Here is a 24,617-nt window from a genome sequence, read left to right as displayed (position 1 = left end):
GCGCCGCCGCGTCCCGCTGCCGCCGGGAAGACGGGGCGGTCCCGCAAGGGCCCGCCCCGATCGGCGTCAGACTGCCGTCATGCAGGGCAGGTCAATTGGCCAGGAGGCCGAGTTCCTTGAGATAGGCGCGATGGCTCTCGACCAGGGCCTTGGCCTCGGGCGACTTCTGGGCCCAGACATCCCACTGGGTCTGCGCGGCCTCGCGGAACTTCATGCGTTCCTCGCGCGACCAGTTGTGCAGGCTCACGCCCTGGGCCTCGAGCTGAGCGGCAGCCGCGGCATTGGCGCGCTCGAAGGTCAGCGCGGTCTGCAGCGACAGCTTCTGCATCGCGGTGTCGATGATGCGGCGCTGCGCATCGGTCAACCCGTCCCACACCGCCTTGTTGCAGGCGAGATGGTCCGAGGGCATCGAGTGGAAGCCCGGGAAGGTCGCGTGCTTGGAGATGTCGTAGAGCCCCATGCCCTTGTTGTTCGCAAGACCCGAGGCATCGGCGCCGTCGATGATCTTGGTCTCGAGCGCGGTGAAGATCTCGGTGAAGTCCATCACGATCGGCGAGGCGCCGAGCGAGGCGAAGATGTCGGTCTCGAGCCCCGGAGGCGAGCGGAACTTCCAGTCCTTGAGGTCGGCCACGCCGGTGAGTGGCTTGTTCGAGGCGAAGGATTCCTGGCCGTAGATCCACCAGCCGATCAGCTGCATGCCCTGGGCGTTGTAAAGCTGCTGGGCCGCGTCGTAGCCGCCGCCGTGATAGAGCCACGAGAGCTGCTGATAGGGCGTGTCATAGCCGCCCATGATGTCGCCGACGAACTGGAAGCCCGCGTTCTTGCCGGTCTGATAGGCGCCGCCGGTCATGTCGCAGTCGAGGATGCCGTTGGCGGCCGCATCGAAGGTCTCGACGGTCGCGACGACCGAGGACGAGTAGAACATCTCGATCTTGATGTCGCCGCCCGACATGGTCTGCACGTCATCGACGAACTGGCCGGCGAGCTTGCCCGAGACCGTCTCGGGCGCGTAGTGCGTCTGGATGCGCAGCGTCACGCTTTGCGCGGCCGCCGGGGCGACAAGCAGGGCCGCAGCCGCGACCGAGACCAGGAAACCCTTGAACTTCATCGTCTTCCTCCCTGTTCGGCGATACGTTCCGCCGTTTCTCTCGAGCAGGCCCACCGGCCGGCAGGCTAGAATGGTATACCATTCAGTTGACCGTATAAACGGCAGAGTCTCGACAATCAACGAAAAATGGTATACCAAATTCGTGGGCTCGCCCGATGTCCTCCCTGCAGTGCGGGCCTTCCGCGGGGCGCGGCGCAGACCCGGAATCAGAGATGGAGCGAGCGTGGCACGGGAAGCCCTGTCCGTCGACATCGCCGATCAGTTGAGGCGTGACATTCTGCGCGGAAAGCTTGCGCCCGGCGCGCCGATCAAGGAGCGCGTGCTGGCCGAGGAGATGGATGTCAGCCGCACGCCGATGCGCGAGGCGATCCGCATCCTCGCCAAGGAGGGGCTGGTGCAACTGCGCCCCGCGCGCAGCCCGATCGTCGCGAACCCGTGCTTCCGCGAGATCGCCGAGTCGGTCGAGGTGCTGCGCGCGCTCGAGCTCTTGTCGGGCGAGTTGGCCTGCCGGCATGCGAGCGACGCCGAGATCGCGCGGATCCGCGCCCTGCACGAGCAGATCGCGGACGCCTATGACCGCGTGGACACGCTCGACCTGTTCGAGATCGACATGCAATTCCACATCGCCATCGCCCGGGCATCGCACAACCGGGCGCTGTGGGAGACCCACATGGGTTTCCTCGCGCGGCTGTGGCGCGCGCGCTATCTCTCGGCCAAGCAGCGCCGCAGCCGCGACCGCGTGCTGCGCCAGCATGGGGCGATCGTTGCGGCGCTGGAGGCGCGCGACCCGCACCGGGTCAAGGTCGAGATCGAAGCCCATCTCGAGGCGCTGCTCGACAATATCCGCCGCTACCTTGCCGGGGAGACCGCCGAGGAGCCCCCTGCCCCCGAGCCCGAGTCCGAGGCGGCCGCCGCGCGGCACGCGGGTGCCGCGCTCTGACGCCCCGGCAGCGCCGGGGCGGGCGGGGCGCGCCACCTGCCTCACTGCAGATCCGCGGGCAGGAGCGCGGCCGGCATGTTCTGGAAGCAGACCGGCCGCAGGAATCGCCGGATCGCCAGCGTGCCGACCGAAGTCGCGCCGAAATTGGTCGAGGCCGGATAGGGCCCGCCATGCACCATGGCATCGCCGACCTCGACCCCGGTGGGAAAGCCGTTGGCGAGGACGCGTCCCGCCTTTCGCTCGAGCACCGGCATCAGGCGCCGCGCAAGCCCAGTGTCGCCGTCGTCGAGATGGAGCGTGCAGGTGAGCTGCCCATGCAGATGGCGGGCGACGGCGAGCATCTCATCGGCATCCGCCACCCGCACCACCAGCCCGAGCGGGCCGAACACCTCGGCGGCCAACCCCTCGTCGGCGAGCCAGGCCCGCCCGGTGGTGGCATAGAGGCAGGGCGCGGCGTTGCGGCCCTCGCAAGCGGTGCTCAGAACCGGCTCGACGCCCGGCGCGGAACCGACACGCCCCGCCCCCTCGCGATAGGCGGCGGCGATCCCGTTGGTCAGCATGGTCTGGGCCGCCACCGATGCGAGCGCGCCGCGCGCCGCCTCGACGAAGGCGTCGAGGCCGGGGCCGTCGATCGCGACTGCGATGCCGGGATTGGTGCAGAACTGCCCCACTCCCATGGTCAGCGAGCCCGCCCAACCCCCGGCGATCCCTGCCCCGCGCGCACCCAGCGCCGCCGGCAGCACAAACATCGGGTTGACCGAGCCGAGCTCGCCGAAGAACGGGATCGGCTCGGGCCGCGCGGCGCAGAGGTCGAACAACGCCCGCCCGCCACGCAGCGAGCCGGTGAACCCCACCGCCCGGATAAGGGGATGGCGGACCAGTGCCTCGCCCACCTCGCGCGCGCCGCCATGGATGAAGCTGAACACGCCCGCCGGCATGCCGCAGCGGGCGATGGCCGCCGCGATCGCCTCGGCCACGATCTCGCCGGTTCCGGGGTGCGCCTCGTGTCCCTTCACGACGACCGGGCAGCCCGCCGCGAGCGCCGAGGCGGTGTCGCCACCCGCGGTCGAGAAGGCCAGCGGGAAGTTCGAGGCGCCGAACACCGCGACAGGCCCGATGGGCCGCTGGATCAGGCGCAGATCCGGGCGGGGCGCCGGCTGACGGTCGGGCAGCGCCGCATCGTGGCGCCGGTCGAGATACTCGCCCTTCAGGATATGCGCGGCAAAGAGACGAAGCTGCCCCGTGGTGCGCCCGCGCTCGCCTTCGAGCCGCGCCGCCGGCAATCCGGTCTCGCGCGTGCCGATCTCGGTGATCGCGGGCTCGCGGGCGTCGATCTCGCCGGCGATTGCGTCCAGCAGCGCCGCCCGCTCGGCGCGCGAGGTGAAGCCGAAGGTCTCGAAGGCATCCTCCGCCGCCCGGCAGGCGCGGTCGACGAGGTCGGGCGAACCCATGGGGAAGTCCCGCGCGGGCCCCTCGACCGGACTCGACGCGAAGCTCGGGCCGCCTGAGACGGCCTCTCCCGCGATCAGATGGTGTCCCATGGGCATGCGTCTCACTCCTCGTGGATCGGCTCGGCGGTGAAAGCGCCGCCCTGATAGACGGCGCGCGGGTCGTCCTTGTCGGGCAGCGGGACGCTCGCCGCAATCTTCCCGGCGAAGGCGGCGGCGTTGTGCCGGGGACGCCAGCCCAGATGAGCCGCGCCGGCATTGTCCCACCACGAGGCATCGTTGTCAGAGACCCCGTAGACCACCGGACAGCCCAGGCGCGGCACGGCGAAGACACATTCTGCCAGCGCCACGAAATCCTCGGGCGCGAACCATGTCGCGAGCATCCTGTGGTCCTTCGGCTCGGCAAAGCACGAGCCGATGCGGACCAGCGCGCTCTCCTGCCCGAACTTGTGGAAATACATCAGCGCCACCGCCTCGCCGAAGGACTTCGAGACGCCATACCAGCCATCGGGCCTGTGCGGGGCATCGGTGTCGATGCGCTCGTCCTGGCGGTAGAAGCCGACGACGTGATTGGAACTGGCGAAGAAGATCCGCGGCCGGCCGTGGCGGCGCGCGGCCTCGTAGAGATTGTGCACGCCCACGATGTTGGCATTCAGGATCCGGCCGAAGCTGTTCTCGGTCGAGATGCCACCCAGATGCAGGATGCCGTCACAGCCCTCGACCAGCCCGTCCACCGCATCGGCGTCGCCGAGGTCGCAGCGTACCCACTCGGCCGTCTCGCCCGCGGGCGCGGCGGCGATGTCGCTAAGCCGCAGGGCGAGCGCAAGCCGGCCGAGTTCGGGGCGGATCATTCGGGCAAGCCCGCCCGCAGCACCGGTGACGAGAAGGCGTTCGAGCATCTCAGCCCCCCTGCAGCAGGCCCGGCAGGGTCAGCGAGACCGCGGGCAGATAGGTCGTCAGCGCCAGCGCCACCAGCACCGCGAGGTAGAAGGGCCAGATCGTGCGCAGGACGCTCTCGATCCGCACCTTGGCGATCGAGCAACCCACGAACAGACAGGCCCCCACGGGCGGCGTCGTCAAGCCCAGACCGAGGTTCATCATCAGCACGATGCCGAACTGCACCGGGTCCATGCCGATCTCGCGCACCACGGGCAGGAAGATCGGCGTGCAGATCAGGATCAGCGCGCCCATGTCCATGAAGGTGCCCAGCACCAGCAGCGAGAGGTTGATCAGCAGCAGGATCACCAGCGGGTTGTCGGACACCCCAAGCAGCGCGTCGAGGATCAGCGCCGGCACCTCGTAGAGCGCGAGGAAATAGGCGAAGGAAGTGGCCGTGCCGATCAGGATCATCACCATCGCCGTGGTGCGGATCGACTGGACCACGCTCTCCCAGAAGGCGCGCAGGCCCAGCGAGCGGTAGACGACGCCGGTGACCAGAAGCGCGTAGATCACGCCCACGGCGGCGGATTCGGTCACCGTGAAGATGCCCGAGATCACCCCGCCGATGATCACCACCGCCGTCAGCAGCCCCGGGATCGCCACCAGCCCTGCCATCGCCACCGCCCGCCAGCCGGGGAAGGCCTCGGAGGGATAGCCACGGCGCACCGCCACCGCGTAGGTCGCGATGCCGAGGCACAGGCACATGAGTGCCCCGGGCACGACGCCGGCGAGGAACAGCCCCGAGATCGAGATCCCCCCACCCGCCGCGAGCGAGTAGAGGATCATGTTGTGGCTGGGCGGCACCACGACGCCCGCGATCGACGACGTCACGGTGACGTTGACCGAGAAGTCGTCGTCATAGCCGCGCGCCCGCATCATCGGGATGAGCACCGAGCCGAGCGCCGAGGTATCCGCCACCGCCGAGCCCGAGATGCCGCCGAACAGCATCGAGGAGAGCACGTTGACCAGCCCGAGCCCGCCGCGCATCCGCCCCACCACGGCCTGCGCGAATTGCACCAGCCGGAGCGCGATACCACCGCGCATCATCAGCTCGCCCGCGAAGATGAAGAAGGGGATCGCCAGCAGCGAGAACACGTTCATCCCCGCGATCATGCGCTGGAACACGATGATCTGCGGCACGCCCTCGTGGAAGGCGGCAAGCAGGGCCGCGAGCCCCAGCGCGAAGGCAATCGGCATCCCGATCAGCATGCCCAGGATGAAACAGCCGAGCAGGATCGCGAGACCCATCAGTCGGCCCCCTCGCCGGTGCCGCGCGCGCCCGCAGCGATCTGGAACCACAGGCGCTCGGCCATGAAGGTCACGATCAGGACGCCGGTGACGACCAGCGGCAGATACTGGTAGGCCTGCGGCACGCCGAGCAGCGGGATGTTGCGGTTCCAGGTGCCCTCGACCAGCCGCCACGAATAGACCGCCATCGCGAGGCCAAACGCCGCGAGCAGCACCGTCACCAGCACCTCGAGCGCGTTGCGGGCGCGCCGCGGCAGCATGTCGGCGAAGAACGAGATGCCGAGATGGATGTTCTCGCGCAGTCCCACCGCCGAGAGCGGCAGCGCCACGACGAGGATGAGCAGGAGCGAGAGCCGCTCGGCCCAGGTCGGCGTGTCGTTCAGCACGTAACGGCCCCAGACCTGCCAGCCGGTCACGCCGACCAGCAGCACCAGCGCCACGCCGCCCATGGCGACGACGAGGTTGACGAGATGGTCGAGAACCCTGAATCGCATGACCGAGGCTCCGGCACCTGGGAACACGGGGCACCCGGCCGCGCCCGAAGGCACCGGCCGGGCGATGGCTGCGCGGGTTATTCGGTCGCCTGGATGCGCGCGAGCAGGTCGCGCAGCTTGTCGCTGGTCACGAACTTGTCGTAGACTGGCTTCATCTTCTCGATGAACGGGGTCTTGTCCTCGAGCTCGACGATGGTATTGCCGGCAGCGCGCACGATCGCCTCGGACTTGGCTTCGCGCTCCGCCCACAGCCTGCGCTGGAGCCCGGCGCTCTCGATCGCGGCCTGACGCACGATCGCCTGGTCGTCGGCGGTCATCTTGTCCCAGGTGGTCTTCGCCACCGCGAAGATCTCGGGCACGATGGTGTGCTGGTCGAGGATGTAGTGGCGCGCGACCTCGAAATGGGCGGTCGACTCGTAGGACGGCCAGTTGTTCTCGGCGCCATCGACCACGCCGGACTGGATCGAGGTGTAGACCTCGCCGAACGGGATCGGCGTCGCGTTGGCGCCCAGCGCCTCGACCATCGCCACGTTCACGTCCGAGTTCTGCACGCGGATCTTCAGCCCCTTGAGGTCTTCCACCGAGGCGAGCGGCGTCTTGGCATAGAACGAGCGCGCGCCGCTGTCGTACCAGGCCAGGCCGACCATGTTGACCTGCTCCATGGCGGCGGCGATCTCGGCGCCGATCGGGCCGTCGACCACGCGGTGCATCTGATCGACCGAGCGGAAGGCGTAAGGAAGCGTAGTCACCTGCGTCTCGGGCACGAGGTTGTTGAGCGGCGTCAGGTTGAAGACGGCGTAGTCGATGCCGCCGAACTGCATCTGCTCGATCGCCTGGTCCTGCTCGCCAAGCTGGGCCGAGTGATAGGTCTTGGGCGTGATCCGTCCGCCGGTGCGCTCGGCCACGAGCGCCGCGAAATGGTCCATGGCCACCGAGACCGGGTAGTCCGGCGCATGCGTGTTCCAGCCGCGGATCTCCTGCGCGCCGGCCGAGGCCGTGAACAGGGCCGCCGCGCATCCGGCGAGCAGTGCGGCGCGAATGGTCGAGACGATGGTCATCCTTGTTTCCCTCCCCGGATGCAGCAGCGTTGGCGCCGCTGTCTTCGATGGCGGGACGATAAAGATATATGACAAGTTGTCAATATTCATATTGCAGATCCGTGCGGGCGCCCTAACATGCTGGAAATCGCACCGGACGCGCGGCGGTGAGCGAGGCCTCGAGAATGGACGGAACGCAGGACGACCCTACCGGTGCGGATGCGGGCACGCGCCCCAACCTCGTGGTCCGGCTCGCCAGCGACCTGAGGGAGGCGATCGTCTCGGGCCGGATCGAGGTCGGCGAGAAACTGCCGAGCGAGGCCGCGCTGACCTCGCGCTACGGCGTCTCGCGCACCGTGGTCCGCGAGGCGGTGGCCGCCCTGCGCGCCGACGGCCTGGTGCAGCCGCGCCAGGGTGCGGGAGTGTTCGTGATCCGGGCCCGGCCCGAGGACACGAACCCCTTTCAGAACATTGATACGAAAAAGATTTCCGACATAGTCGAGCTGCTGGAACTGCGGACCGCGGTGGAATGCGAGGCGGCGGGACTGGCGGCGCTGCGCCGCTCGCCGGCGCAGGAGGAGGCGATCTACGAGGCGTTCGGCGATGTCGAGCGGGCGATCGGGGCCGGCCAGTCCGCGGCGGCGGCGGACCTCGCCTTCCATCTCTCCATCGCGCGGGCGGCGAACAATCCACGCTTCGTGGATTTCCTGGAAATGCTTGGGCGGGACGCGATCCCGCGCGCGCGCCTGGCGCAGGGCGAGGCGGCGCGCGGCGCCGACTATCTCGCGCTTCTGCAGGCCGAACATCGCCGAATCGCGGACGCCATCGCGGCGGGCGACGAGGACGGGGCGCGCGCCGCGATGCGCGCGCATCTCAAGGGCTCGCAGGTGCGCTATCGCCGGATGATGCGGGGTGAATGACCAACTTGTCATATGACTTCTTGACATGTCGCGGGGGCCGCGCTAGCCCTCGGCCGGACCACCACCCGAGAAGGACGCGATGCGCATGACCGATCCGCAGGAGATCAAGGCCGCCCTGGGCGCGGGCCTTCTTTCGTTTCCCGTGACGCCGTTCGGCGCCGACGGGGCGTTCGCCCCGGCGCCCTATCGCGAGCATGTCTCATGGCTCTCGGGCTTCGGCGCGACGGTGCTGTTCGCGGCGGGCGGAACGGGCGAGTTCTTCTCGCTCGCGCCGGCCGAAATTCCGGCCATCGTGCGCGCGGCCAAGGAGGCGGCCGGCAACACGCCGATCGTCGCGGGCTGCGGCTATGGCACGCGCATGGCGGTCGAGATCGCGCAGGCGGCGGAAGCGGCGGGCGCCGACGGCATCCTGCTGCTGCCGCATTACCTGATCGACGCGCCGCAGGCGGGAATGGTCACCCATGTGAAGGCGGTCTGCGATGCGGTCGACATCGGCGTAATGGTCTACAACCGCGACAACGCCATCCTGCAGGCCGACAGCATCGAGCGGCTGTGCGACGCCTGCCCCAACCTGATCGGCTTCAAGGACGGCTCGGGCGATATCGGGCTGGTGCGCCAGATCACGGCGCGGATGGGCGACCGGCTGACCTATCTGGGCGGGATGCCGACGGCCGAACTGTTCGCCGAGGCCTATCTGGGCGCGGGCTTCACCACCTATTCCTCGGCGGTGTTCAACTTCGTGCCAGCGCTGGCGGTCGACTTCTACACCGCGCTGCGACGCGGCGACCGGGCGCGCTGCGAGCGGATCCTGACCAGTTTCTTCTATCCCTTCATGGCGATCCGCAACCGCAACAAGGGCTATGCTGTGGCGGCCATCAAGGCGGGCGTGCGGCTGGCGGGGTTCGCCGCGGGGCCTGTGCGCCCACCGCTCACCGACCTGACCGACGAGGAGACCGCGATGCTTGCCGACCTCGTCGCCAGCGCGGGCCGGCCCTGAGGCGCCGATGAAGATCGAAGCGGTTCGCACCCATCTGCTCGACCACGCCCTCGACACTGCCTTCGAGAGCGCCTCGATGCGCTTCACGCGGCGCCAACACGTGCTGGTCGAGATCACCTGCGACGACGGCACCACCGGCTGGGGCGAGTGCCTTGGCCCCGCCCGTCCCAATGCCGCGGTGGTCGCCGCCTATGCCGAGCGGCTGATCGGGCGCGACCCGCTCGAGACGGAAATCCTGTGGCAGGAGCTCTACAACCTGCTGCGTGACCAGGGGCAGCGCGGGCTCGCGGTGACGGCGCTGTCGGGCATCGACGTGGCGCTGTGGGACATCAAGGGCAGGCATTTCGGCGTGCCCGTCTCGGTCCTTCTGGGCGGACGGGTACGCGAGCGCGTGCGCGCCTATGCGACCGGGTCGTTCCGCCGCGACGGGGTCGACCGGGTGTCCGACAACGCCGCGGAATGCGCGGCGCATGTGGCGGCGGGCTTTCACGCGGTCAAGATCAAGATCGGCTTCGGCGTGGCCGCGGACCTTGCCGTCATCCGTGCCGTGCGCGAGGCGATCGGCCCGCAGGCGCGGCTGATGATCGACGCGAACCACGGCTATGACGTGCGCGAGGCGATCACGCTGGGCCGGGCCGCGGCCGAGCTTGACATCGACTGGTTCGAGGAACCGGTGCTCCCCGAGCAGCTCGACGCCTATCGCGCCGTGCGCGCGGGCCAGCCGATCCCCGTCGCCGGAGGCGAGACCTGGCACGGCCGCTTCGGCTTCCGGGAGCCGCTCGAGACCCGCGCCATCGACATCGCGCAGCCCGACCTCTGCGGCACGGGCGGGTTCACCGAAATGCGCCGCATCGCCGACATGGCCGCGCTGCACGGCGTGCGGCTGGTTCCGCATGTCTGGGGCACCGGGGTGCAGATCGCCGCGAGCCTGCAATTCATGGCGGCGCTGCTGCCCGACCCGCCGCGGCGCGACCCGATCGCCCCGATCCTGGAATTCGACCGCACGCCGAACCCGTTCCGGCAGGCGATCCTCAAGGCCCCGATCGAGCACGACCGCGGCTGGGTCGCGATTCCCGACGGCCCCGGCCTCGGCATCGAGATCGACCGCGACGCGCTGGCCGAATACGCGCCCCGGAGCTGACCATGCTGGAACGCCGCTACACCGGGCCGAAGCCCCGCACCGCCCTGCCCCAGGGCACGGTGGACACGCAGACGCATCTCTACCTGCCGGGCTACCCTGCGCGGCCGGGCGGCCCGCCGCTGCCGGCGGGCCTGCCGGGGCCCCAGGAATACCGCCGGGTGATGGACTGGCTGGGGATCGCACGCGTCGTGATCACCCAGGGCAACGCGCACCAGCACGACAATGGCAACCTGCTGGCGGCACTGGCCGCGATGGGCGAGGTTGCGCGCGGCGTGGCCGTGATCACCGGCGCCACACCCGATGACGAGATCGCGCGGCTCCATGCCGCCGGCATCCGCGGCGCGCGCATCATGGACCTGCCCGGCGGCGCCGTGGGCCTCGATGCGCTGGAGGAGGTCGATGCCCGCGCGGCCGCGGCGGGATGGATGCTGGCGGTGCAGTTCGACGGCTCGGACATCGCGCAGCATTTCGGGCGCCTCTCGCGCCTTCGCGCGCGCTGGGTGCTGGACCATCACGGCAAGTTCTTCCGGGGCGCCGAGCCCGACGGCCCCGAGGTCGCGCTGGTCAAGCGCCTGATCGACGGCGGCAATTGCTGGTTCAAGTTCGCGGGCTGCTACGAGTCCTCGCGCACCGGCGGGCCCGAATTTGTCGACACCGCGGCTCTGTCGCGCGCGATCGCCGCTCATGCGACCGAGCGCATCGTCTGGGGCACCAATTTCCCGCACAACCTCGCCCAGCGGACCGAGGATTACCCCGATGACGCAGCCCTTCTCGACACCGTGCTGGGCTGGCTTCCGGACGAGGCTGCGCGACAGCTCGTGCTCGTCGAGAACCCGGTGGAGCTCTACGGCTTCTGAACCGGCCCACCCGGCGGAGTCACTGGCACGGGATGCGGAGTTGCGTTCACGCCAAGGGCGCCGCAATCTCGCGGCACGTCGCGGGCGCGACCCCCGCCCGCCGCAGGAGAAATCCCGATGCATGTCATGATCATTGGCGCGGCCGGAATGCTTGGGCGCAAGCTCGCCGAACGGCTCGCCGTGACGGGCGCGCTTGGCGGCCGCCACATCGCGGGCATGACGCTTACGGACATCTTCGAGCCAGCTGTGCCAGCGGGCTTCCGCGGGCAGGTCGATGCCTTCGCCGCCGATTTCGCGGACCCGCAGGTGAGCCGGACGTTGGCCGCGCGGCGCGCGGACGTGATCTATCACCTCGCCGCCGTGGTCTCGGGCGAGGCGGAGCAAGATTTCGACAAGGGTTACCGGGTCAATCTCGATGCCACGCGCTTCCTGCTCGATGCGATCCGCGCCGTGGGGCGCGAGGCGCCCTACCGGCCCCGGCTGGTCTTCACCTCCTCGCTCGCGGTGTTCGGCGCGCCGTTCCCGGAGCGGATCGGGGACAGCTACTTCTGCACGCCGCAGACCAGCTATGGCACGCAGAAGGCGATGTGCGAGCTGTTGCTCGAGGACTATACCCGCCGCGGGATCGTCGACGGGATCGGCCTGCGGCTGCCGACGATCTGCATCCGCCCCGGCGCGCCGAACAAGGCCGCATCGGGCTTCTTCTCCAACATTCTGCGCGAGCCGCTGGCCGGCAGGGAGGCGATCCTGCCGGTGGGCGAGGATGTGCGCCACTGGTTCGCCGGCCCGCGCTCGGCCATGGGCTTCCTCGAACATGCTGGCTCCATCGACCTCGCGCCGCTGGGGCACAGGCGCGTGCTGAACATGCCGGGGCTATCCGCCACCGTCGGCGACGAGCTTGCGGCATTGCGCGAGGTGGCGGGGCCGCAGGTGATGCGCCTGATCCGCCGCGAGCCCGACCCGCTGATCAGCCGCATCGTCGCCGGCTGGCCTAGTGACTTCCTGCCTCGGCGGGCGCTCGACTTCGGCTTCCGGGCGGAAACGTCGTTCCGCGAGATCATCGAGGCGCATATCGCCGACGAGCTGGGCGGCACCCTGCCCTGAGCCGATGCGCGAAAGGCATCGCGCGCGGCTCGGGCTGAGCGCCTCGACGCCTTACCCGCGGTCGCGCTACTCGGCGGCCTCGATTGCGACACCGGTCGCTCCGGCGAGAAGGCGTCCGAGGTGGAAGCTCGACAGGGCGTCCTCGTCGAACTGGCCGACCACCGACGCGAAGGCCCGCTTGGCGTCCGGGTCGCCTCCCTCGAGCAGCGCGAAGGCCTTGCGGTAGTGATCGACGGCCGGGGAGCCGGCGCGCTCGACGGGTAGCGGCTCGTGGCAGCGGATCGCTTGCGTCTTGCCCTTGAGAAGCACCGTGCCGATCGGCCGCCCCGAGAAGTCCGGGATCTGCGCCACCGTGCTCTCGCCGACGCAGATGCGGGTGCCGACCACCTTGTTCGCCTGCTCGAGCCGCGCCGCGACGTTCACCGCGTCGCCATAGGCCGTATAGTCGAAATAGCGGCTGCCGCCGAAGTTGCCGATGATCGCATCGCCCGAGTTCACGCCGATGCGGGTCGCGCCAAGCTCGACGCCCTGCTGCCGCATCGTCTCGCGGAAGCCCTGCGAGAACGCGTCGAGCGCCAGCGCGCACTTGACCGCGTGGCGGGCATGCACGGGGTCCTCGACCGGCGCGCCGAAGATCGCTTGGACAGCGTCGCCGACGATCTTCATGACGGTCCCGCCGTGCTCGAAGATCGTGTTGGTCATGCCTTCGAGATACTCGTTGAGGATGGTGACGACTAGGTCGGATCGCGAGGTTTCGACCAGCGGCGTGAAGTTCGCGAGATCGGTGAACAGGAAGGTGGCGGCGCGGCGCTCGCCGCTCGGCTCGATGGCCTCCGGGTCGCAGGACAGCGCCTCGACCACCGTCGGCGAGAAATAGCGTGACAGGGTGGCGCGGACACGTTCGGCCTCGTCGCGCGCCTCGCGGAGCTGACGGAACAGCGTCAGGTGCTGCAGGGTCTTGGCGATGGTGCGCTCGAGGTCGTCGAACTCGATCGGCTTGGTGACGAAGTCGAAGGCGCCGCGGTTCATGGCCGTGCGGATATTGCCCATGTCACCGTAGGCCGAGACCATGACGGTCTTGAGGTCGCGCTCGATATCGTTCAGGCGATCGAGCAGCGTCAACCCGTCCATCCTCGGCATGTTGATGTCCGAGAGCACGATCTCGACGGCCGGGTTCTGCTTCAGCACCTCGAGCGCGTGCTGCCCGTCGCGAGCGAAGACAAACCCGATCTCGCCCTTGCGCATCTTGCGGCGGAAGTTCTGGGTGATCAGCGCCTCGACATCCGGCTCGTCGTCGACGACGAGGATCAGCGGCGCCGCCATCATGCGCTCGGTCATGGCCCCGCTCCCGCTGCGCGCACCGGCACCGAGACGACGAAGCTCGTGTGCTCTCCCGGCGCGCTCTCGACCGTCAGTGTGCCTCCATGCTGCTTCACCACGATATCATAGCTGAGCGAAAGCCCAAGGCCCGTGCCCTCGCCCGCCGGCTTGGTGGTGAAGAACGGCAGGAAGATCTTCTCCCGAAGCTCCGGCGGGATGCCGGCGCCATTGTCGCGGATCTCGACCTCCACCCTCTCGCCAATTGCACGGGTGGCCAGCGAGATCGCCGGCGAAAAGCCGCCGCCCTCGGCCGCGCGCCGCTTGCTGGCGGCGTAGATCCCGTTGCTGACGAGGTTCAGGAAGACGCGCATCAGGTCCTGGGGGTGGCACTCGACCTCTCCGACAGCGGGGTCGATCGAGGTGCTCATATCGATGTTGAAGCCTGGATCCTCTGCCCGCGCGCCGTGATAGGCGAGGTTCAGAGCCTCCTGCACCAGCGGGTTCAGCGCGACCCTCTGCGCCTTGCTCGGGCCCTCGCGCGAATGCAGCAGCATGTTCCTGACGATCGCATCGGCCCGCCGGCCGTGCTCGTTGATCTTGTCGAGATTGCCGCGGACGGTCCCGAGCAGGTCCTCGACCTCGTCGCGGTCGTCCTCCGGCAGCGCGGCGATCGGGGCTTCCAAGAGCTCCTGCAGCTCACCGAGCATGTCGCCCGACAGCCTGGCAAAGTTGTTGACGAAGTTGAGCGGGTTCTTGATCTCGTGCGCGATCCCGGCGGTGAGCTGGCCGAGGCTGGCCATCTTCTCGGACTGGATCAGCCGCTCCTGCGCCCTCTGCAAGTCGGCCAGCGCCGTCTCCGCCGCGTCGCGGGCGCCGGCGATCTCGGCTTCGCGCTGCTTCAGCTCGGTGATGTCGAAATAGGTCAGCATGCGCCCGCCATCGGGCAGCGCGACGCACTGGTATCTCAGAACCTTGCCGTCGCCGCGGATGAACTCGCCGGGCGCGATGTCGCCCGCGCTGATCGCCCGCACCCGCTCGGCGACCCAGCGGTCCCAGTTCTCGGGCGCGACCGCATAGACACCTGTGCCACGGTTGTACTCGATCAGCTCCTGGATTGTCGGGTGCTGGTCGATATAATCCTGCGGGATGTTCCAGATCCGCCCGAAGGCGCGGTTGACGATGCGGGCGCGCAGGTCGGGTCCCATGAAAAGGACGCCGTAATCGATGCTGTCGAGGACTGCGTTGAACTCGGCCAGAGCGGCTGTCAGCGCCTGATAGGCGCGTTTTCGCTCGGTGATGTCGGTGTAGGTAGAGACGAAGCCGCCGCCCTCGATCGGATTGCCGACGATCTCGATCACCTTGCCGTCCGGGCGAATGCGCTCGAACTTGTGAGGCTGGAATTCCGCAGCCAGCGCAAGCCGCTGGCGGACCTGCTGGTCAATGTCGCCGGGGCCGTATTCGCCGCGCTCGGCGTTGAAGCGGAACGCCTGCTCCATGGTGAAGCCGCGGCGGAACTGCTCCGGCGGGAACTCCATCAACTCGAGGAACTTCTGGTTCAGCGCGATCGTCCGCAGCTCCCGGTCAACCAGCGTGATACCCTGGACCATGTTCTCGAGTGTCAGCTCAAGGATCGCCGACTGCTTCTCGAACTCGATCTGGCGTGTCTTGAGCTCGGTGACGTCGGTATAGATCGAGACGATGCCGCCCTCGCCGGTTCGGTGGTCGGTGATCTGAAGCCACTTGCCCCCGATGAACTGCTCGCGCGGCTCGCCGCTGGCCTGCAACCGCTTCTCGGCGATCCCCGCCAGGTAGGCGTCGACATCGCTCGTGGCGAGCGGGAAGTAGCCGCGCTCGATGCCGACGCGGATGATCTCATCGAACGCCGCCCCCGGCCTCACCATGTCGGCGAGATCGATGAAGAACTCGCGATACCGCGTGTTGCTGATCACGAGGCGGTCGTCGGCGTCCCACAGCGCGAAGCCCGACGAGATCGCCTCGATCGCCTCCTCGAAGCGCTCGCGCGCCGCCTGTGCCTCGGCCTCGCGGCGCTTCAGGGCGGTGATGTCGCTGTAGACCGAGATGCGCCCGCCGTCGCGCATCCGCCGCTCGTTGAGCAGGATCCAAGTGCCGTTCGAGAGCTCGAGCTCCCAGTTCGCGCGCGGCTTCTCCCAAGCCTCGCGACGCGCGGCGATCCATCCGTCGGCGCCTTCGGGATGCGGCTTGAACATGCCCATCTCGTAGCCGCCCCGGATCATCTCGAAAAAGTCCCGGCCCCTGACCACGAGGTCCGAGAGGTCCGCGCCCCCGGCGGCCGCGGAGAAGATCTCGACATAACGGTCGTTGAATAGCTCGATCCGGTTTTCGGCGTCGACCAGCAGGATGCCGTCGGCGATGGTACTCATCGCGCCGGCGAGGCGCCCCTCCACCCGGTCGATCGCGGCGCGCGCCTCGCGTATCTCGGTGATGTCGCGGATCGCTCCGACGAGGCGGGTGACACGCCCGTCCGCGCCCCGCACGCCGACGCCGCGGTCGTGCACCCAGCGATAGCCCCCGCCGCGGGCGCGCAGCCGATAATCGCACTCGACGGCATCGGTCCGGCCTTTGAAATGTGCGACCAGCGCCTCGAAATAGGCGTCGTAGTCCTCGGGGTGGATCTGCTCGGCCCAGAGCCGCGACGATTGCCGAGCCAGATCGAGGTTCAGCAGCCCGGTGAGGTTTTCCGAGACGTAGAGCACATCGTCGGCGACGTTCCAGTCATAGATGCCGTCGGACGTCGCACGGGTCACCAGTGCATGGCGCTCCTCGCTCGCGCGCAGCGCCCGCTCGGCTAGGCGCTCGGCCGTCCGATCCTCGAAGGTCACCATCAGGCCGCCCGACGAGGTCCGGCGATAGCGGATAAGCAGGATCTGGCCGTCAGCCATCTCGCGCTCGAGCTCGCGCTCCGCCGCCGTGCCGATCTCGGCGATCCGCTCGGCGACCTGAGCCTCGATGTCCCCCGGCCCGAAATCGCCGCGCTCGGCATTGTAGCGGAGCAGGGCGTCGAGCCCGACGCCATCCCGGCAGAGAGACTCGGGATACCGGCGGAGCCTGCGAAAGGCCGGATTGCAATACGAGAATTTCAGGTCGCGATCAAAGATCCCGACGCCGATGTCGAGAACCTCGAGGCCCTCTTTCGAGCGGTCCTCCGCCCCGAGCATCCCGACCTCCCCATCGAACGCGAGGGAAATCCGAGCGTGACAGTCGTCACGAGGCGAGTCAACGACGGCCCCGATGTTGCGGGGAGGACTGCAAGCGTGTGTGAAGATGCTGCCGTTGACGGGTGCAGAGGGCCCGCTCAGCTTGTGCGACCCGATGCCGGCAATGTCGAAGGACGTGGTCGTGGATGCGATCGACGCGGGCCACAGCCCCAGGGCGACGGCGACCCGGTTCGGCATCGCTCCCTCGGCCGTGAAATCAGACTCGCCGCGACCGTCATCTGGCACTGTCAAAGGAACTTGGCTTGAGGCGGGTCAGCCGCTTCCTAACCCTCGCGGCATGAGCGGACGCAGCCCCTTCCGGTACTTCCAGACGAGCCCCGAGATCATCTTCCTCGCGCTGACGCTTTACATCCGCTTCCCGCTCTCGCTCCGCAACGTCGAGAACCTCCTCCACGAGCGCGGGATCGATGCGAGCCACAAGACCGTGCGGTTCTGGTGGCACCGGTTCGGGCCGATGTTTGCCGCCGAGATCCGTCGCAAGCGCATCGACAAGTTGCGCGCCTTCTCGACCTGGCGATGGCACCTCGTTGAGATATTCGTGCAGGTCAACGGCGAGCGCCACTACCTGTGGCGGGCCGTCGATCACGAAGGCGAGGTTCTCGAGGCCGTCGTCACTGGCCAGTCTCAATGTTTCCGATCACCCTGCAGTGCACGACAACCCGGGCGCAGGCCTATATCCGACAATCATTCCCTCTGAACGACCAATCGACCACCACGCCACCATCGATGGTGAAATTCGTCGTGCATTGCAGGTCCCGAAGGATTGGGCTGCCGGGGGCATAGACGACGCCACCGTGATCCGTGACGCCAACATAGGGCGCTGTCGTCGTCGTGAATTGCATTCGTGATTTATAGGTCAGCACCCTCTGACCACTTTCAGTGTCGTAAACCAGATCAGGCGCGCCCCAGGCGGACACCAGCGCGGTCTCCGGCTTGCCGAGCCAGCTTGCCACCTCCGCCCGGTATGCCTCTTCAGTCGCGCACGACGCCAGAAGCAGGAGTGAAATCGCGAGCAATCTCTTCATCACCCAACACCCTTCTTCCGCGGTCTCGGGAGAAACCAAGACATCGGCGGCGCCATAGTATCCGGGGTTTCTCCGCCGAGAACAGGTGCGGATCAGGATGGAATCGGCGGCAGGCCCAACCATGCCGCCGCCCTCGCTGACTGTCACGACCTTCTCACGGCATGAGGGGAAGCGGCACTGTCCTTCCGGAGACTGGTTCGCGCTTGTCTGGCAGCACCCTCGGGCATACTGCGACTGGTCCGCATTCGTCTGCCAGCACCGGTTTCTCTGCCACGCTCTCGGGTCAAGATCAACCTATGCGGTATTTCATATGCTATTCAATACAATCTCTGATTGTATTCCTTGTTGCGGCACGACCGCGAAGAACGCATGATCGTTGCGCGTCCACCGCAGCATCGCGGCGACCGGCCACGGGCGGAACCTGAGTGATCAGTGCTTCCAATTTTCGGAAGCGGGAGGGGCTGGCGTGCAGAGCTTCACCTTCCAGATCGGTGGCGAGCTGATCGAGGCATCCCTCCTGACCGCGTTCAACGTCGGCGGAGGGGCGTATGCCTCCTCGGAACTCGGCCCCGTCTTCGATGCCGATCCGGGGATCACGTCCGGGAAGATCCAGACCCGGAACAGAAGCGGCCTGGCGATCGGGGGCACCGAGGACGACGCGCTCTACCAGACCTACGGCTTCGGCGACTTCTCGTACGATCTCGCGATGCCCGAAGCCGGAGACTACATCGTCGAGTTGCGGTTCGTCGAACCGTGGTTCAGCGCTCCCGGCAAGAGAGTGTTCGATGTCGCGCTCGAAGGCGCGGTGCCGAGCGAACTCGACGACCTCGACCTCTTCGCGCTGAAGGGCACGTTGGCCGAGGCGATAACCCTGACGACGATCGTCACGGTGGACGATGGAATCCTCGATATGGATTTCATCTCGCTGGTCAATTCGGCGATCGTGAGCGCAATCGCATCTACCAGATCCTGCCACCCAGCACCGCCGCCGCGGACGACAGCGCCGCGACGGCCGAGGATCAGTCGGTCAGCATCGACGTCCTAGCGAATGACCCCCTCGGGGCGGTGGTTCAAAGCGCCGGCACGCCCGCGCATGGCAGCACGGCCATCAAGGCTGGCGAGATCGTCTATACACCCGATCCGAACTTCAACGGGACCGACAGCTTCGCCTACACGATCCTCGCACCCGATGGCACAACCTCGACCGCCGAAGTGAGCGTGACGGTGACGGCCGTCAACGATGCGCCCGAGGGCATCGCCATCGACGGTACCACGGTATCGGAACTGGCATTGCCGGGCACGGTGATCGGGACGCTCTCGGCGACCGACGTCGACGGCGATGCGATCGGCTTCTCGATCGACGACGCACGCTTCGAGATCGATGCGCTTGGCCGTCTGATCGTCGCGGCGGGGGCGGACCTGTCGGTTGACGCCGACGCCGTGGTCCCGGTCGTCATCACGGCTTCGGACGGCAAGGGCGGGACGGCCACGCTCTCGACCGGCCTCACGATCGAAGACGTCCCTGCCATTGACCTCGCGGCCGACGACAATGCCGTCGTGGCCGAGGATGGTTCAATCCTGATCGACGTGCTGGCCAACGACACGGCCGGCCTCGAGATCACCGGCTTCACGCAGGGCGCGATGGGCAGCGTCTCGGTCGAGGACGGGCGCCTGCGCTACACGCCCGCCCCCGATCGCAACGGATCGGACAGCTTCATCTACACGGTCATCGGCGCGCTCGGCTTCGATCAGGCAACCGTCAGCGTCACCGTCACGGCCGTCAACGACGCGCCTCGCGATCTCGCCTTCAGCGGCACCACCCTCGCCGAGGACGCCGCGGCGGGAACAGTGATAGGCGTCGTCTCCGCGACCGATCCTGACGGCGACCCGATCAGCTTCTCCGTCGACGACCCGCGGTTCTCGGTCGACGACCAGGGACGGCTCGCGATCGCCGAGGGAGCGGATTTCGACGCTGCGGCCGAGCCGCAGATCACGCTCGCAATCGCGGCGAGCGATGGGATCGCGGAGCCGGTTGCGAGCAGCTTCATCCTGCAGGTGGGGGCCAGCGGCGCGCTGGTGGTCGCCCTCGTGAACACGGCCACCGACCTCGCCGAGGCAGAGGTGGTCGAGGGCGCCGTGTTCGGATTTCCACCGGACGTGATTGATGTGCTCGGGCTCTCGGTCACGGTGCCGGATGGCTCGCCCCTTGCCGGCCTCGTCGGCAGCGTCCGGCTGATCCTCGACGGGGACGAGGTAAACGTCGAGAACAGTGCTCCCTACAGCCTCTTCGGCGACAGGAACGGCGATTTCGGCCCCGGCTCGATCGGCGACGGCGCGCATGTGCTGACCATCGAGATCTTTTCGGGGCGTGATGCGACCGGCAGCCTGCTCGAGACGCAGCAGATCGCCTTCCGTGTCGAGACGATGGTCGCCGCTGCCGCGGTCGACGACCTTGCCGCCACCGAGACCGGCGTTCCGGTCGTCATCGACGTGCTCGCCAACGATTTCGTGCCCGACGGCGCGGCGGTCATCACGATTGTCGAGGCTCCCCTTTTCGGAACGGTCGAGATCGTTGATGGCGAGGTGATCTACGTGCCGCTCGCCGGCCATGCCGGTTCGGACAGCTTCCGCTACGCCGTGTCGGCCGGCAGCACCTCCGGCGAGGCGCAGGTCGGAGTCGAGACGCTGGCGCCGGCGGCGGCGACCACCCTGGCCGCAGAGCAGCTTCACCTCGCATGGACCGATGACGCGGCGCGTACGCTCACCGTGGTCTGGCGCCTCGACGACACCCTCCCTGCCAGCGAGGTCCAGTATCGAGCATCGGGAGACACCGCCTGGATGGCCGACCAGAGCGGCGTCCGTCCCTCGGGCACCAAGAACGGCGAACTTCACGAGGCGACGCTGCGCGGGCTCGCGCCCGACACGACCTACGAATTCCGCGTGCGGCTCGACGATGGGACGTGGAGCCGGGTCTACGACGTCACGACGGCGCCGGCCACCGATTCCGGGGGCGTCTTCGACCTCGTCTTCTTCGCCGACACCGGGCTGATCGGCCGCGAGGACGGCCTCGCGACCGGGACTGCGCAGGTGCGCGACGAGATCGCGGCGCTGGACCCGACGCTGCTCCTGGGCGGCGGCGACTACATCTATTACAGCACCGACAAGCGCTTCGGCGACCTCGAGGCGTCGATCGACGCCTGGTTCGACCAGTGGCAGGACCCGCTCGGTCAGGCGCCCTTCATGACCGTCTACGGCAACCACGAGGTCTTCCTGCAGGAGGGCTTCGACCAATGGCGCGACCGCTTCCCCCAGGTCGAGACCGGCGCCATCGAGGGCGGGCGGTTCCATTCCTTCGACGTCGGCGACGTGCATTTCACCATGATCCTGATGGCACGGGAGCAGGACGGGCTGACTGCCACCCAACTGGCTTGGATCGAGGCCGATATTCTGGCGGCACAGGCACGCGGCGCCGACTGGGTGATCCCCGTGATGCATGCCTCGCCCTATTCGGATGGCACCAACCACGGCGACGCGCTCGAGGCGCGCGACCAACTCGCACCGCTCTTCGAGAGCCTCGGCATCGACCTCGTGCTCACGACCCACGACCAGTCCTATCTGCGGACCTTCCCCTTGGTGAACGGGTCGAGCACGCTCAGCGCGAGCACCAATGTGCCGACCTCGACCGACCTCTCGACCTACTACACCGAGAGCGACGGCGTGGTCTGGATGAAGGTCAGCCCCGGCGGCAAGCTCAGCAACATCAACGGGAGCTTCTCGGACTGGGAGACCGAGCCCGCCCCCGCCTACACGGCGGTGCGTGACAACACGCTCCACCACTACGCCCATCTCAGCTTCGATGGAGACCGCTCCCTGAGTGTCGAGGTCCTCGGCGTCGTCGGGAACGGCGAGGAACCCGTTGTCGTCGACAGCTTCACGTTCTTCGCGGGCGAGCGCATGACCTTCGCGAACGGAGATTTCGCCGCCACGGACGAGGACACGCCCACCACGATCGACGTACTGGCGAATGACGATCCCGGCACCGTCATCGTCTCATTGGGACAACCCGCCAACGGCGTTGCGGCGCTGTCAGGCGGGACGGTGGTCTACACCCCGGACCCCGATTTCAACGGAACGGACAGCTTCACCTATGTGGCCTCTACCCCGGACGGAGCGCGGAACACTGCCGTGGTCGAGGTCGCGGTGGCGCCCGTCAATGACGACCCATCGGGTCTCGCGCTCATCGGCACGACGGTAATGCCGGGAGCCGTTGCGGGCACGGTGGTCGGAAGCTTGGTCGGGTCGGACGTCGACGGCGACCAACTCACCTTTTCGGTCGACGATCCGCGCTTCGCCGTCGATGCGTCCGAACGTCTCGTGGTTGCCGAGGGAGCAGACCTCGCGCTCGCCCTTGGGACATCGCTGCCGATCGTCGTCACGGCGTCCGACGGCAACGGTGGCACCGCGACCCTAGAAGTGACCATCGTGATCGACGATGCGCCATCCGCGCCCGTTCTCGTCGCGGCCATCAACGTCGGCGGCGCGAGCTACACCTCGATGGAGACCGGGCTGAGCTATGCCGCAGACCCCGGCGTGGCTTCCGGCGCGATTTCGGTGCGCGACATCGCGAACGATATCTCGGGAACGACCGACGACCGGCTCTACCAGACTTATGGATTCGGAACCTTCGGCTACGATATCGCGGTCGCCGACGTGGGCTTTTACGTCGCGCAGTTTCACTTCATCGAGCCTTGGGCGACCACGGCCGGGCAGCGCGTCTTCGATATCGCGATGGAGAGCGTCGTTCCGGCAGAACTCGACGACATCGACCTCCACGCCGCCGCCGGTGGGCGGTATGCAGCGCTGGAGCTTTCTGCGACCACCTATGTCGACGACGGGGTGCTGGATATCGATTTCACACCGATCCAGAACAACGCGATCGTGAGCGCAATTTCGATCTTCTATTACGGCGCTTGACTGGGATGTCGGTGGGCAATGGCGAAGGAACTTCGCTGAAGGGGATGCCGGCCTCCCTCCCCTCTCGGCATGAGCAGACGCAGCCCTTTTCGCTGCGTCCAGACGTTCCCCCGGATCATCCGCCCCGGGGTCATGATGTATTTCCGGTTCCCCCCTCTCCTTCCGGAACGCCGAATACTTGCTCCATGAGGGCGGGATCGACGTCAGCAATGTAGCCAACCGTTTTTGCTGGCTCCGCTTCGGCCCAGTTTTCGCGGCAGCAATCTGGGAGCGCCGGATCGAGGTCATGCAGTCCGTCAGCTGGCGGTGGCCTCCCGGCCAGAAGTTCATCACGATCAATGGCGAGACGCACGGCCTCTCGCTGGCAGGCGACCGCGAAGGCGAGGCTCTGGAAAGCTTGGTCCCGAGGCCGCGAGACCAGGGGCCGCGCTGAAATTCCTCGGGATAGCAATGCGCAAGCGTGGTCAGCCCGAAAGGCTCGTGACCGACAGGCTTCGATCCTAGGGCACCGCGATAAAGGAACTCGGCGCCAAGGCGCGGCGGGGAACCGGTCGTTCGCCAAATGCCGGCAACGCGGCTTCAGCGAACCGCCGAGAAGCCGTCGACCTACGCACCGACGAGCCGCAACCGACCGGCCAAACATGCCGCGGCGAGGGCAGCGAGGCCGATGGCGCCGACGGTCGACGGCCAACCGAGTCTGTCATAGACCGGACCCAGCACCGCTGCGCCGACCAGCCCGCCAAGATAGTAGGCAGCGAGGTAAAGGCCGCTCGCCGCTGCCCGGTTGGACGCCGCGGCCCGGCTGACGAATCCCGTGGCGGCCGCCTGCGCGAGGAATGCCCCGACACCAATCGTCGCGAGCCCCGCAAGAACCGCCTCCAGCCGCGGCACCAGCAGCAGCGGCAATGCGCCGAAGCATGTCAGCATCGACATCAGGACCGTCTGACGAACACCGACGCGACGCACCACTCCCGCGGCAAGGGGCGTCGTGATCAATGCCGGCATGAACACCAGATAGACGAGGCCAAGATGCATCGGAGACAGGCTGAGGGGCGTCCTCGTGAGTTCGAAGTTGACGTAGGTGAAGACGCCGATGAAGACGAAGAGGATCAGGAAGCCGATGGCGAAGGCGGCGCGCAGAGCAGGATTGCCAAGATGCATCGCCCAGGCTGCCAGCGGCGGCTGCATCGGCCGGCAGATCGGCGCCATCCGCAGTGAGGGCCGGAGACTGGCCGCAACGAGCGCGGCTCCGGCGAGGTTCAGCCCCGCGAACACCCAGAAAGTCATCGCGACGCCGGCCAGATCGACCACGGCGCCCGAGATCAAGCGACCGACCAGGTTCGACGCGACGATTCCCGTGACATAGGCGGCCAGAGCCGCAGCCGCTTCGTCGGGCCCCGCACGTTCGGCGATATAGGCCATGGTAAGGGCGAAGGCGGCCGCCATCATGACGCCCTGCACACTCCGCAGGACCGTGAAGACGGCAAGGTCCGGCGCGAAGGCGAGCGAAGCGGTCGGCACGGCGAGGAGCACGAGGCTCAGCCACACTCCGCGCCTGCGGTCGATCCGGCGCGCGATCAACGAGACAAGCAGGCCCGCAGCCGCCATGCCGAAGGTGCTCGCATTGACGGCGAACCCCATTGCTGCGGGACTGACCCCATAGACATCGACCAGTGTCGGCAGGATCGCCTGTGCCGCAAAGAGGTCGACCAGGGTAAGGAAGCCGATCAGCCCGATCACCATCGCGCGCGGCAGAGCGGTGCGCCCCGGCTGAGCCACGGGCTGGACAAGTTGCAGGGTATCGGTCA

The 24,617-nt window shown here is 67.8% G+C and carries 18 protein-coding genes and 1 pseudogene; 9 read left to right on the top strand and 10 right to left on the bottom strand.

Translation table 11 applies throughout. The features are described from left to right. Positions 1 to 91 precede the first annotated feature (91 nt). The gene (locus M1105_RS14020; RefSeq protein WP_249580997.1) at positions 92 to 1,108 is read right to left on the bottom strand and encodes a TRAP transporter substrate-binding protein; all 1,017 of its coding nucleotides are present in this window, start codon (positions 1,106 to 1,108) and stop codon (positions 92 to 94) included. 223 nt (positions 1,109 to 1,331) lie between these two features. Between M1105_RS14020 and M1105_RS14015 the strand changes: the two genes are divergently transcribed. After that, a complete protein-coding gene (locus tag M1105_RS14015; protein WP_249580996.1) occupies positions 1,332 to 2,048 on the top strand; it encodes a GntR family transcriptional regulator in 717 nt (238 codons plus the stop codon). A 41-nt stretch (positions 2,049 to 2,089) separates the two neighbouring features. Here M1105_RS14015 and M1105_RS14010 read toward each other — a convergent pair whose 3' ends face one another. The 5 genes from M1105_RS14010 to M1105_RS13990 all read right to left on the bottom strand — a co-directional run bounded on the left by M1105_RS14010 (position 2,090) and on the right by M1105_RS13990 (position 7,235). Then, positions 2,090 to 3,595: an aldehyde dehydrogenase (NADP(+)) gene (locus M1105_RS14010; protein WP_249580995.1), complete on the bottom strand. Its 1,506-nt coding sequence runs from the start codon at positions 3,593 to 3,595 to the stop codon at positions 2,090 to 2,092. A 5-nt stretch (positions 3,596 to 3,600) separates the two neighbouring features. Beyond that, the gene (locus M1105_RS14005; protein ID WP_249580994.1) at positions 3,601 to 4,395 is read right to left on the bottom strand and encodes an NAD-dependent epimerase/dehydratase family protein; all 795 of its coding nucleotides are present in this window, start codon (positions 4,393 to 4,395) and stop codon (positions 3,601 to 3,603) included. Between the two features lies 1 nt (position 4,396). After that, positions 4,397 to 5,683: a TRAP transporter large permease gene (locus tag M1105_RS14000; RefSeq protein ID WP_249580993.1), complete on the bottom strand. Its 1,287-nt coding sequence runs from the start codon at positions 5,681 to 5,683 to the stop codon at positions 4,397 to 4,399. Beyond that, positions 5,683 to 6,177, bottom strand: a complete 495-nt coding sequence (locus M1105_RS13995) for a TRAP transporter small permease (protein ID WP_249580992.1) — start codon at positions 6,175 to 6,177, stop codon at positions 5,683 to 5,685. The genes M1105_RS14000 and M1105_RS13995 overlap by 1 nt, the downstream gene beginning before the upstream one ends. 77 nt (positions 6,178 to 6,254) lie before the next feature. Further along, positions 6,255 to 7,235, bottom strand: a complete 981-nt coding sequence (locus M1105_RS13990; protein ID WP_249580991.1) for a TRAP transporter substrate-binding protein — start codon at positions 7,233 to 7,235, stop codon at positions 6,255 to 6,257. Positions 7,236 to 7,399: 164 nt separating this feature from the next. Here M1105_RS13990 and M1105_RS13985 point away from each other — a divergent pair, with 164 nt between their 5' ends. The 5 genes from M1105_RS13985 to denD all read left to right on the top strand — a co-directional run bounded on the left by M1105_RS13985 (position 7,400) and on the right by denD (position 12,233). After that, the gene (locus M1105_RS13985; protein WP_249580990.1) at positions 7,400 to 8,134 is read left to right on the top strand and encodes a FadR/GntR family transcriptional regulator; all 735 of its coding nucleotides are present in this window, start codon (positions 7,400 to 7,402) and stop codon (positions 8,132 to 8,134) included. Positions 8,135 to 8,219: 85 nt separating this feature from the next. After that, on the top strand, positions 8,220 to 9,131 hold the full coding sequence (kdgD, locus tag M1105_RS13980; RefSeq protein WP_249580989.1) for a 5-dehydro-4-deoxyglucarate dehydratase: 912 nt from the start codon (positions 8,220 to 8,222) through the stop codon (positions 9,129 to 9,131). A 7-nt stretch (positions 9,132 to 9,138) separates the two neighbouring features. After that, positions 9,139 to 10,272, top strand: coding sequence for a mandelate racemase/muconate lactonizing enzyme family protein (locus M1105_RS13975; protein WP_249580988.1), 1,134 nt, complete (start codon positions 9,139 to 9,141; stop codon positions 10,270 to 10,272). A 2-nt stretch (positions 10,273 to 10,274) separates the two neighbouring features. After that, positions 10,275 to 11,129, top strand: a complete 855-nt coding sequence (locus tag M1105_RS13970) for an amidohydrolase family protein (protein ID WP_319936797.1) — start codon at positions 10,275 to 10,277, stop codon at positions 11,127 to 11,129. A 117-nt stretch (positions 11,130 to 11,246) separates the two neighbouring features. Next, on the top strand, positions 11,247 to 12,233 hold the full coding sequence (gene denD, locus M1105_RS13965) for a D-erythronate dehydrogenase (RefSeq protein WP_249580987.1): 987 nt from the start codon (positions 11,247 to 11,249) through the stop codon (positions 12,231 to 12,233). 66 nt (positions 12,234 to 12,299) lie between these two features. On the opposite strand, the gene M1105_RS13960 is transcribed toward denD, so the two are convergent. Next, positions 12,300 to 13,571 (bottom strand): adenylate/guanylate cyclase domain-containing protein, encoded by a 1,272-nt coding sequence (locus M1105_RS13960; protein WP_249580986.1) that lies wholly within the window; start codon positions 13,569 to 13,571, stop codon positions 12,300 to 12,302. After that, complete coding sequence (locus tag M1105_RS13955; protein ID WP_249580985.1) at positions 13,568 to 16,750, bottom strand: PAS-domain containing protein; 3,183 nt, start codon at positions 16,748 to 16,750, stop codon at positions 13,568 to 13,570. The genes M1105_RS13960 and M1105_RS13955 overlap by 4 nt, the downstream gene beginning before the upstream one ends. 337 nt (positions 16,751 to 17,087) lie before the next feature. On the opposite strand from M1105_RS13955, the pseudogene M1105_RS13950 reads away from it, so the two are divergent. After that, a pseudogene (locus M1105_RS13950) lies at positions 17,088 to 17,426 on the top strand (IS6 family transposase); the annotation flags it as partial. A gap of 55 nt (positions 17,427 to 17,481) precedes the next feature. Here the strand turns inward: M1105_RS13950 and M1105_RS13945 are convergent. Further along, the gene (locus tag M1105_RS13945; RefSeq protein ID WP_249580984.1) at positions 17,482 to 17,982 is read right to left on the bottom strand and encodes a hypothetical protein; all 501 of its coding nucleotides are present in this window, start codon (positions 17,980 to 17,982) and stop codon (positions 17,482 to 17,484) included. Positions 17,983 to 18,301: 319 nt separating this feature from the next. On the opposite strand from M1105_RS13945, the gene M1105_RS13940 reads away from it, so the two are divergent. Together M1105_RS13940 and M1105_RS13935 are read left to right on the top strand one after the other, a co-directional pair. Next, on the top strand, positions 18,302 to 18,880 hold the full coding sequence (locus M1105_RS13940; protein ID WP_249580983.1) for a malectin domain-containing carbohydrate-binding protein: 579 nt from the start codon (positions 18,302 to 18,304) through the stop codon (positions 18,878 to 18,880). Next, the gene (locus tag M1105_RS13935) at positions 18,793 to 22,809 is read left to right on the top strand and encodes an Ig-like domain-containing protein (RefSeq protein WP_249581032.1); all 4,017 of its coding nucleotides are present in this window, start codon (positions 18,793 to 18,795) and stop codon (positions 22,807 to 22,809) included. The genes M1105_RS13940 and M1105_RS13935 overlap by 88 nt, the downstream gene beginning before the upstream one ends. A 606-nt stretch (positions 22,810 to 23,415) precedes the next feature. On the opposite strand, the gene M1105_RS13930 is transcribed toward M1105_RS13935, so the two are convergent. Next, a complete protein-coding gene (locus tag M1105_RS13930) occupies positions 23,416 to 24,552 on the bottom strand; it encodes an MFS transporter (protein WP_249580982.1) in 1,137 nt (378 codons plus the stop codon). Between the last annotated feature and the right edge of the window lie 65 nt (positions 24,553 to 24,617).

The sequence above is a fragment of the Thermohalobaculum sediminis genome, from assembly GCF_023487995.1.
Lineage (GTDB): Bacteria > Pseudomonadota > Alphaproteobacteria > Rhodobacterales > Rhodobacteraceae > Thermohalobaculum > Thermohalobaculum sediminis.
The sequence above is the reverse complement of the archived record's forward strand: the minus strand, read 5'-3'. Positions and strand labels throughout refer to the sequence as shown.